At 63.5% G+C, this 9,402-nt stretch carries 8 protein-coding genes, 1 tRNA gene and 2 pseudogenes; 7 read left to right on the top strand and 4 right to left on the bottom strand.

From position 1 onward, the window contains the following. Positions 1 to 17 precede the first annotated feature (17 nt). A tRNA-Met gene (locus N5A92_RS27095) sits at positions 18 to 94 on the top strand. Between the two features lie 228 nt (positions 95 to 322). Here the strand turns inward: N5A92_RS27095 and N5A92_RS27090 are convergent. The 4 genes and pseudogenes from N5A92_RS27090 to N5A92_RS27075 all read right to left on the bottom strand — a co-directional run. After that, positions 323 to 477 (bottom strand): annotated as a pseudogene (locus tag N5A92_RS27090) (transposase); the annotation flags it as partial. A 28-nt stretch (positions 478 to 505) separates the two neighbouring features. After that, positions 506 to 2,098 (bottom strand): annotated as a pseudogene (tnpC, locus tag N5A92_RS27085) (IS66 family transposase). A 74-nt stretch (positions 2,099 to 2,172) separates the two neighbouring features. Next, positions 2,173 to 2,517: an IS66 family insertion sequence element accessory protein TnpB gene (gene tnpB, locus N5A92_RS27080; RefSeq protein ID WP_260907721.1), complete on the bottom strand. Its 345-nt coding sequence runs from the start codon at positions 2,515 to 2,517 to the stop codon at positions 2,173 to 2,175. Beyond that, the gene (locus N5A92_RS27075; protein ID WP_260907720.1) at positions 2,514 to 2,855 is read right to left on the bottom strand and encodes a transposase; all 342 of its coding nucleotides are present in this window, start codon (positions 2,853 to 2,855) and stop codon (positions 2,514 to 2,516) included. The genes tnpB and N5A92_RS27075 overlap by 4 nt, the downstream gene beginning before the upstream one ends. Before the next feature lie 253 nt (positions 2,856 to 3,108). Here N5A92_RS27075 and dgoD point away from each other — a divergent pair, with 253 nt between their 5' ends. Genes dgoD through N5A92_RS27045 form a run of 6 tightly spaced genes read left to right on the top strand, consistent with a single transcriptional unit; the run spans position 3,109 to position 9,374 of the window. Then, positions 3,109 to 4,281 (top strand): galactonate dehydratase, encoded by a 1,173-nt coding sequence (dgoD, locus tag N5A92_RS27070; RefSeq protein WP_260907719.1) that lies wholly within the window; start codon positions 3,109 to 3,111, stop codon positions 4,279 to 4,281. A 5-nt stretch (positions 4,282 to 4,286) separates the two neighbouring features. Further along, positions 4,287 to 5,051 (top strand): SDR family oxidoreductase, encoded by a 765-nt coding sequence (locus tag N5A92_RS27065; protein ID WP_260907718.1) that lies wholly within the window; start codon positions 4,287 to 4,289, stop codon positions 5,049 to 5,051. Between the two features lie 23 nt (positions 5,052 to 5,074). After that, complete coding sequence (locus N5A92_RS27060) at positions 5,075 to 6,052, top strand: substrate-binding domain-containing protein (protein ID WP_260907717.1); 978 nt, start codon at positions 5,075 to 5,077, stop codon at positions 6,050 to 6,052. Between the two features lie 56 nt (positions 6,053 to 6,108). Then, positions 6,109 to 7,644, top strand: a complete 1,536-nt coding sequence (locus N5A92_RS27055; RefSeq protein ID WP_260907716.1) for a sugar ABC transporter ATP-binding protein — start codon at positions 6,109 to 6,111, stop codon at positions 7,642 to 7,644. Further along, positions 7,641 to 8,633: an ABC transporter permease gene (locus N5A92_RS27050; protein WP_260907715.1), complete on the top strand. Its 993-nt coding sequence runs from the start codon at positions 7,641 to 7,643 to the stop codon at positions 8,631 to 8,633. Before N5A92_RS27055 ends, N5A92_RS27050 begins: the two co-directional genes overlap by 4 nt. A 3-nt stretch (positions 8,634 to 8,636) precedes the next feature. Next, on the top strand, positions 8,637 to 9,374 hold the full coding sequence (locus tag N5A92_RS27045; protein ID WP_260907714.1) for a FadR/GntR family transcriptional regulator: 738 nt from the start codon (positions 8,637 to 8,639) through the stop codon (positions 9,372 to 9,374). Positions 9,375 to 9,402 lie beyond the last annotated feature (28 nt).

Below are 9,402 nucleotides of genomic sequence, written 5' to 3'. Positions count from 1 at the left end.
GGACCAAACCTAGATGACGCGGGGTGGAGCAGCCCGGTAGCTCGTCAGGCTCATAACCTGAAGGTCGCAGGTTCAAATCCTGCCCCCGCAACCAAATCCAGCTAAATAATCTAGTGCAGGCAAGTAGTTAGCCAAGTCCAGCCAACCGTGCCGCCGTCCTGCATCACCAAGAATCAATGACTTGGCATGCAGGTTCAAATCACCCCGCAACCAACATCGATATGGGTGACAAACTCGGAGGTGCCGACCGGCGCCAAGCGGGTTCGCGCACCACCGTCTCGGCTCAACGCATTGAAGAGACTTTGCAAAACGTCGGGCTCCACCAGTCGTAGTAGCGACGCTTCACCGTGCGATAGTCGCCGAACTGTTCCGGAAGATCACGCCAGCGCGCCCCGGAGCGCACCATCCAGAAAATTCATCCATGAACAGGCGGTTGTTGGTGCCCGTGTCGCGCCTGCCTTTGCAGCTATCAGGCATCAACGGGTAAGCGACAAGCTGAGGCCGTTCAGTTGGTGTAGTTCCACGGCATGAGCGCATCGATTTCGCTGCTCGGCCAGCCGTTGGCGATGCGCTCGAGCGTTTGGGTGAGCCAGGCGAGCGGGTCGACATTGTTCATCTTCGCCGTCTGCAGGAGCGTCGCAATGGTCGCCCAGGCCCTTCCGCCGCCGTCGCTGCCGGCGAAGAGTGAGTTCTTTCGCGTGATTGCCTGGGGCCTGATTGCTCGCTCGACGATGTTGGAGTCGAGCTCGATGCGGCCGTCGGTCAGAAAGCGCTCGAAGATGGCGCGACGCGAGATGGCATAGCGAAGCGCCTCGGCGAGCTTCGATTTGCCGGAGATCCTCGGTAGGGTTTGCTGCCAGAGAGCAAAGAGATCCGTGACGACTGCTGCAGAAGCCTTCTTGGCGCGCGGCGGCACGGGCATCTGGACCTTGGCCGCGCACGCGCTCTTCGATTTGCCAGAGCGTGGCCATCTTCTCCACCGTCGCCGTGGCGACTTTCGAGCTTTCCGCGACATGCAACTCGTAGAACTTCCGCCGGCTGTGTGACCAGCAGCCCGCCAGCGTAATGCCGTCATTGCCACGATCGGAGCGGACCAGCTTATTGTAGGCGGCATAACCATCCACCTGCAGGATGCCGCGATAGCCATTCAGATGACGGGCGACGCACTCGCCGGCGCGACTATCCTCGAAGCGATAGGCCACCATCGGCGGACCGCTGCCACCGAAGGTCCGGTCATCCCTGGCATAGGCCCAAAGCCAGGCCGTCTTTGTCGATCCGGAACCGGGAGAGAGCGTCGGCAAGGTGGTTTCGTCTGCGAAGATCCGTTCAGCCTTCTTGATCTCATCAAAGAGGTAGTCGGCGAGGATCTCCAGCTCGAACCCGAGCTTGCCCATCCATTGCGCCATCAGCTTGCGGTCGAGCTCGACCTTATCGCGGGCGTATATCGCCTCCTGCCGATACAGCGGCAGGCCATCGGCATATTTGGAGACGGCGATCTGCGCCAGAAGCGCTTCCGTCGGAATGCCGCCTTCGATGATGTGTGCCGGCGCCGCCGCCTGGATGACGCCGTCCTCGTTTTGAAGGCATACTTCGGGCGGCGCGTGACGATGACGCGGAACTTCGCCGGCACCACGTCCAGCCGCTCCGACACGTCCTCACCAATCAGCACCTTCTGCTTGCCCGCATGCTCCGGCAGATCCTCCGGCTCAAGGACCACTTCGACCCGCTCAAGATGGGGTGCGAAGCCCTTGCGCGGCCGCGGCGGACGTTTGCCATTCGGACGCTCGCGCCCCTTGTTGACCTGCGCCCTGATCGCGGCGATGCCCGTCTCGATCTCCTCGAAGACAAAGGCCTGCTGCTCGTCGTCAGTGGTGGGGGAGCCGAGCTTTTCCGATCGGCGGCTGAACCGGGCGCGATCGAACGCTTTGAGGATCTGCGTCAGCCGCTCAATGCGCTCGTCGGCGTCCGCATTGCGGGCCTTGAGATCAGCAACCTCGCTCTCCAGGGCCTCGGCGCGCGCCGCCTTCTCGGCCATGGCAAACACCATGGCTTTCAGCGTCTTTACGTCATCTGGAAGATTGAGATCGGGCGGCGTCATCGGTTCGACCAGAGCACATTTTGCTCCGGTTTTCCTGCCCTTTCGGGCCGCTGATTCACTTCGCCGCAGGGCTTTTACCCAACAATCTCCGGCGGCTTGACCGGCACTGATCGAACCCTCTTCCAGTCCATGCCATCGACGAGTGCCAGAAGCTGAGCATGGTTGAGCTGAACCCGGTTGTGGCCGATCCGCGGCCAGCAGAACTTCGATTTCTCCAAGCGTTTCGCATACAGGCATACGCCGGAGCCGTCCCACCAGACGATCTTGATCCTATCCGCCCGTTTGGCCCGGAAGACGTAAAGCATGCCGTTGAACGGATCATTGCCGGCGTCGCGCACCAGCGAAAGCAAGCTGTCCGGACCTTTGCGAAAGTCGACCGGATGGCTGGCCAGGAACACCTTCACGCCAGCGGGTATCATGCCGAACGGACCGCCCGGATTACCCGCTGTAAGTGCGCCTCATCGACATCTGCGCCGGCGCGGACGATAACCTCGCCAATGACAATCTCGATCACCGCGCCAGTCGCACGCGTCACGGCCACGTTGCAACCTGAAAGCCGCGAGTATCGCCCGTCCCGAGCGGCCCGGCGCCAGGCGAAGAGCTGCGACGGGTGAATGCCAACCCGATGGGCGATCGCCGAGACGCTTGCGCCAGGCTGCAGTGCCTCTGCGACAAGCTGCGCCTTGAACGCATCCGACCAACGCCGACGAAGTTGCCGTGGGGCACCCTCGAGGCGCTCAGCAACCGCTTCGATCATGTGGAAGGTTCTAGCTTCAGAACTAGGCGCAGACATAGAAGCTCACAGCAGCTCATCGTGTCCGCTAACGATATCGACCGCTCACCCCCTCCGCCAGACGGGGTCTCCTTGCCGCTTACATCAACGGTGCGAGCCGTGCCTATTGTTCATCCATTAGACGGTCCGGATCGTAACCTCAGTCAAGGCTGATTTCTCACAGCGTTGACAGGATGATCAATTCCCATTTAAATAGTATTTATATGAGAGAAACATAGTGCGAATTACCGGAATTAAGGCGCGGATCTGCAATGCGGAGATGCGGAACTGGGTCTTTGTGCAGGTCGAGACCGACGTGCCGGGGCTTGTCGGCTGGGGCGAGGCGACGCTCGAGTGGAAGACGCGCTCTGTCGTCGGCGCCATCGAGGACCTGGCGCCGCTGATCGTGGGCCGCGATCCGCGCGATATCGAACAGTGCTATCAGGTGCTTACCCGTCACGGCTTCTGGCGTCTCGGTGTCATCGGCATGTCCGCCGTCAGCGGCATTGAAATCGCGCTGTGGGATATCCTGGGAAAGTCGCTGAATGTGCCGGTATGGCGTCTCCTGGGCGGCAAGTGCCGCGATCACATCCGCACCTATACGCATCTGGGCATGGGCGACATGAGCTCCGTCTACGAGACGACCGAGGAAGCACGGTTGGTCGAGCGGGGGCGTGCGGTGGTCGACGCGGGCTACGACGCGGTGAAGGTCGTTTCCATTCCCTATTCCCACTACGCCGCCTCCAACCGTGCGCTCGACTCTGCCGCCGGCATGATGATGGCGCTGCGCGAGACGGTCGGTCCCGATGTCGACATCATGATCGATTTCCACGGGCGTCCGGCATCGGTCGCTCTGGCGCGCGATTTTATCCAGGCCGTCGCTCCGTGCCGTCCGCTTTTCGTCGAGGAGCCGCTACCGCCGGAGAATATGGCCGGCACCGCGCAGTTGACGGCGTCGATGCCGGTGCATATCGCCGCCGGCGAACGCCTCATCGGTCGCCAGAGCTTTATCGACGCGGTGGAACGCCGGGCCTTCCACATCGCGCAGCCGGATATCTGCCATGTGGGCGGGCTTTGGGAAGCCAAGAAGATCGCCGCCCTGTGTGAAAGCGCCGGCATCGGCATGGCGCCGCACAACCCGCTGGGGCCGATTGCCGGCGTCGCGGCACTTCATTTCGGCATTTCCACACCCAACTTCCTCATTCAGGAGGAAATGTCCGGCGCGGTGCCCTGGTACGATAGCGTCGTGGAATGGCCGATCGAACGCCGCCCCGGCCGCTGGGACCGGCCGGAGAAGCCCGGTCTGGGCATTGAGGTCGACGAGGCTGAGATCGAGCGGCATCCCTTCGCTCCGGAAATCATGCATGCCGCCAACGCCGTGCTGGCTGACGGCACGGTCGTGGACTGGTGAGCGCCATGGATGCGGGTCGTCTTTCAGGCAAGATCGCACTGGTGACGGGCGCCGGCCGAGGCATCGGCGAAGCGATCGCGCGCGCCTTTGCGCGGGAGGGCGCGTCCGTCGTCGTGGCCGAGCGCGACGCGGCCACCGGCGCGCGCGTGGCACACGAGATCGGCGGGCTGTTCGTGGAGACGGACGTGACGGTCCAGGCGCAGGTGGAAGGTGTCGTGAAGGCCGCCGAGGAGCGCTACGGGCGCGTCGACGTCTTGGTGAACAACGCCGGCGCCAACGTCTTTCACCGCCCGCATGAGATGCCGCGCAGCGAGTGGGCGCGCTGCATGGCGCTTGACCTCGAAGCCTGCTGGGCGATGGCGGAGGCCGTGCTGCCGGGCATGCGCGCGCGGGGGAATGGCGCGATCGTCAACATCGCCAGCTGCCACTCCTTCAAGATCATTCCCCACACCTTTCCCTATCCCGTTGCCAAGCACGGGCTGGTGGGCCTGACCCGGGCGCTCGGCATCGAATATGCGGGCGAGGGCATTCGGGTGAACGCGATCGCGCCGGGCTACATCGACACCCAGATCGCGCGCGACTACTGGGCTGGTTTTGTGGACCCGGCTGCCGAGCGCGCGAAGGCGGAGGCGCTGCATCCCCCGGGCAGGATCGGCACGCCGGAGGAGGTGGCGATGACCTGCGTGTTCCTCGCCTCCGACGAGGCTCCCTTCATCAATGCTGAAACCATCGTCATCGATGGAGGCCGTTCCGCGCTCTACCACGATTGAAAAAGCAAACCAGGGAGGAAGATATGAAATCGCTTAAAGTCTTGACGGGTATCGCCATCATGGGTGCCGCCATCACGTTCCCCGCGCAGGCCGAGGACATCAAGATCGGCTACATCAACAAGATGGGCGACCATCCGTGGTTCGTCGCAGAGGTGGACGGTGCGCGCCAGCAGGCGGCCGAGATGGGCGCGGACTTCGTCGCCCAGGACGTCCAGTTCAATGCCGACCTGACGATCACCACGCTCGACACGATGATTGGCGACGGCGTGGACGGCATCGCCATCGTGGTTCCCGACCGCGCGCTTGGGCCGGTTGTCGCCGCGAAGGCAAAGGAGGCGGGCGTGCCGCTGGTGGCCGTCGACGACGACATCTATTTTGAAGACGAGACGCAGGTACCCTATGTGGGCATGAACGCTCACAATATCGGGCTCAGCGTCGGTGAGAAGCTGGCCGAGCTCTACAAGCAGGAGAACTGGGCCGAGGAGGGCGAGGTCCGTATCGCTTCCATCGAGGACCGCAAGGCTGACACCTGTATGCAGCGCAATCACGGGGCTGAGGAAGCCTTCCTTGAGGCGGTTCCCGATTTCGATCCCGAAAACATCGTCCGTGTGCCTTACGACAACACCATGGTCAACTCCATCGATGCTATGACCACGACGCTGACGGCCAACCCTCAGGTCACGCACTGGATCTTCTATTCCTGCAACGATGACGGCGTACTGGGCGCGGCGCGTGCGCTTGAGAACGCGGGCTACGGGCCAGAGCAAGGTATCGGCGTCGGCATCGATGGAAGCCGCGCCTGCGACGCCTTCGGCTCAGGACGGCCGTCGCCCTTCCGCGGCACCATGTGGTTGAACTCGGAAAACCATGGCGCCCAGGCGGTGGAACTGCTGGTCAAGAATATCCGCGACAGCGAGGAATTGCCGACCACCACCTACACGCAGCCTGAATATATCTCCGCCGACAACTTCGACCTCTACGAAGAACGTCTGTGCGGCTGAGATGCGGATCGGGGTGGGAGCGCAACCTCCTGCCCCGCACCGGCATAGAAAACGCCATGCCTAACAACGACATCATGCAACTGGACAATGTCAGCAAGCGCTTCGGCAGCGTGCAGGCGCTGTCGAACGTGTCGCTGACCCTGCGGGCGGGCGAGGTGTTGGCGCTGGTCGGCGAGAACGGAGCTGGCAAATCGACGCTGACGCGCATCATCGAGGGCGTGTTTCCGCCGGATGGCGGAGGTCTTGTGCTCGATGGCCAGCCTGTCACCTTCTCCGGTCCGCGCGACGGTCATGCGGCCGGCGTGCGCGTTATCCATCAGGAACCGGAGATCATCCCCCACGTCAGCGTCGCCGAAAACATCTATCCCGGCGCGCTGCCGCACCGGGGAGGCGTATTTCTGGACAGGAAGACGTTGTACGCCCGTGCCGGCGAAATGCTGAAACTCTTCGGCATGGAGCGCGAGCTTGCGCCTCAGCAGCACTGCGCCGGGCTGGGTCCCGCCCAGCGGCAGATGATCGAGGTGATGCGCGCGGTGCACGCCGGCGGCCGCATCATTGCGTTCGACGAACCGACATCCTCGCTCACCGGAGAGGAGAGCCAGCGGCTGTTCGAGGTGATCTACCGCCTGCGCGACGAGGGTGTGTCGATCATTTATATCTCGCACCGCCTGCGCGAGATCGTCGATGTGGCCGACAGGATCGCCGTGCTGCGAGACGGGCGGTTGATAGATGTTGAACCCGCCGCCGAAGCAAGCGAGGAAAGCATCACGCGCAAGATGGTCGGCCGCGACCTGACGGAGATGTTTCCCGAACGGACGCCCCCGACGGAACGGTGCGTCCTGTCCGTGCGGGGCATGTCGACCGAGCATGTCAGCGATATTTCCTTCGAGCTTCACGCGGGTGAGGTCTTGGGGATCGGCGGGCTGGTGGGCGCCGGACGCTCGGAGCTTGCCAAGGGGGTCTTCGGATTTCACGTAAGAAGTGCGGGCACGGTGGAGGTGGATGGCAAGGCGATACCCTCCGGCCGGCCGGGCGATGCCATTCTTGCCGGCCTTGGCTTTGCGCCGGAGGACCGCAAGGAGGAAGCGCTGCTTCTGCTGCGCTCGATCCTCGACAACGCGACATTGTGCATACCCGACCGGGTGTCCCGCTTCGGTCTCTTCGACCGGCGCAAGGCTACCGACATCGTCGACGGTATCGCCGGGCGGCTGTCGATCAAGGCGCCCAGTCTCAACACGCCCGTCTCCCACCTTTCGGGCGGCAACCAGCAGAAGGTTGTCCTCGCCCGCTGGCTGGCACGCGCGCCGAAAGCGCTCATCCTCGATGAGCCCACGCGCGGCATCGACGTGGGCACCAAGAGCGAGATCTATCGCCTCATAGCCGACCTTGCGCGCAACGGCCTCGGGGTCATCGTCATCTCGTCCGAAATGCCGGAGCTTTTGGGCATGTCGGACCGCATCCTCGTGATGGCGGGTGGGCGCATCACCGCGGAACTGAAGGGCGACGAGATGAGTGAGAACGCCATCCTGAAAGCAGCCATGAGCGCCGAGCACGGCGCCGAGTCCCCGGACGAAGAGGTAAGAACGGCATGAGTGCACACGCGGAAACGCCCAGGACAACTCTCGGTGCGCGCCTGACGGGTCTGGTCGAGCGCGTGGGTATCCACAATGCGAGCCTCATCCTGGCGCTGATTGCGCTCCTGGTCCTGTTCGGCATCCTGCGCGGGGACGTCTTTTTCTCCAGCCGCAACATTCTCAACATCGGCATGGGCGTGGCCATACTCGGCGTGCTGGCAATCTCGCAGACTGCGGTGATCGTGTCGGGCGGGCTCGATATCTCGGTGGGAGCGATCGTCGGTCTGACGACCGTTTCCACCGCCATGGCGATCGACGCGACAGGTTGGGCGGCTGCCGGCCCGTTGGCCGGCGTGGCGATAGGGGCGGCCGCCGGCCTGTTCAATGGCCTTGTGATCACATACGGCCGGGTGAACGCAATCATCGTGACACTCGGCACCATGGCGATCTTTCGCGGTATCGCCTTCATCATTTCCAACGGCCAATCCATCTCGATCTTCAACGACACCTTCCGTCTTCTCGGCATCGGCCGTTTTCTCGGCCTGCCGGCGCCCATCTGGGTGCTGATCGGGGTCGCGGTCTTGTTCTACATCTTCCTTCACAAGAGCATCGTCGGGCGCAACATCTACGCCATCGGCGGCAATCCGGTGGTTGCGCGCCTGTCGGGAATGGATATCAAGCGCTATCGTGTCGGCATGTATGTCCTCAGCGGCATGGTCGCCGGCATCGGCGGCATACTGCTTGCCGCGCGCACCGGCTCCGGCCAGCCGATTTCGGGCTCGGAGGGGCTGGAGCTGGAGGCGATCACGGCGGCCTTTCTTGGCGGCTGTGCCATGCAGGGGGGCAAGGGCACGGTTATCGGGGCGCTTTTGGGCGTCGCCATTATCGGGATTCTCAACAACGGCATGATTCTGACCGGCGTTCCCACCTTCTACCAGATGCTTGCCAAGGGCAGCCTGTTGATCCTGGCCGTTCTTCTGGCCGAATACCGTCTGAACCGGAGCTGAGCGATGGCGAGGCTTTCGGCCAATGGACAGGATCGGGCGCGCCCGCGCGACCATGTGACGAGCACGCTGGCCAAGCGGATACTGTCGGGGGAATTGCAGCCGGGTCAGAAACTGCCGGCCGAATCTCTACTCGGCGAATCTCTGGCCGTCAGCCGCACGGCGCTGAGGGAATCCATCCGCACGCTGGCGGGCAAGGGGCTGATCGAAAGCCGCACGCGCACGGGAACGGTCGTCCTGCCGGCCGAGCACTGGAACCAGCTCGATCCGGAGCTTCTGGCATGGCGGGAGGAGCTGGAGCCGGATTTCGACTTCATTCGCGGCCTCAACGAGGCGCGGCAGGTGATCGAGCCGGCGGCGGCGGGCCTGGCGGCGGAGCGGGCCACGGGCCAGGATCTCGGCAGGATCGAAGCCGCCTATGACGAGATGCGGCGGGCGTCGCCCGAGGACATCGATGCCAGCGTCAAGGCGGACGAGGCCTTCCACCTTGCCGTGCTGACAGCCAGCCGCAATGCCGTTTTCATGAATTTCGGGTCGGTCATAGGATCGGCCCTGCGCCATGCCTTCCGTCTCACGACGTCGGCATCGGAGAACTACGCCGCGACGCTCGACATGCATGGCGAGGTGCTCGAGGCAATCCGCATGCGCCGGCCCGCGGAGGCCCGGCGCTTGATGACGGGGCTGATCGCCGTGGCCAGCGACGATCTGTCGAAGGTCATCGCGCGGCGCAACGACGAGAGGTGATATCGGCGCGAGAGAAATGGCAGCAGTG

It is taken from the genome of Chelativorans salis (assembly GCF_025336525.1).
Classification (GTDB): Bacteria; Pseudomonadota; Alphaproteobacteria; order Rhizobiales; family Rhizobiaceae; genus Chelativorans; species Chelativorans salis.
Note: the sequence above shows the minus strand (reverse complement) of the source record. Positions and strands in the feature narration are given on the sequence as shown.

Coding starts and splice junctions, on each gene's coding strand:
- tnpB (WP_260907721.1), bottom strand. CDS start 2,517: ATGATACCCGCTGGCGTGAAGGTGTTCCTGGCCAGCCATCCGGTCGAC.
- N5A92_RS27075 (WP_260907720.1), bottom strand. CDS start 2,855: ATGATCGAAGCGGTTGCTGAGCGCCTCGAGGGTGCCCCACGGCAACTT.
- N5A92_RS27065 (WP_260907718.1), top strand. CDS start 4,287: ATGGATGCGGGTCGTCTTTCAGGCAAGATCGCACTGGTGACGGGCGCC.
- N5A92_RS27060 (WP_260907717.1), top strand. CDS start 5,075: ATGAAATCGCTTAAAGTCTTGACGGGTATCGCCATCATGGGTGCCGCC.
- N5A92_RS27055 (WP_260907716.1), top strand. CDS start 6,109: ATGCCTAACAACGACATCATGCAACTGGACAATGTCAGCAAGCGCTTC.
- N5A92_RS27050 (WP_260907715.1), top strand. CDS start 7,641: ATGAGTGCACACGCGGAAACGCCCAGGACAACTCTCGGTGCGCGCCTG.
- N5A92_RS27045 (WP_260907714.1), top strand. CDS start 8,637: ATGGCGAGGCTTTCGGCCAATGGACAGGATCGGGCGCGCCCGCGCGAC.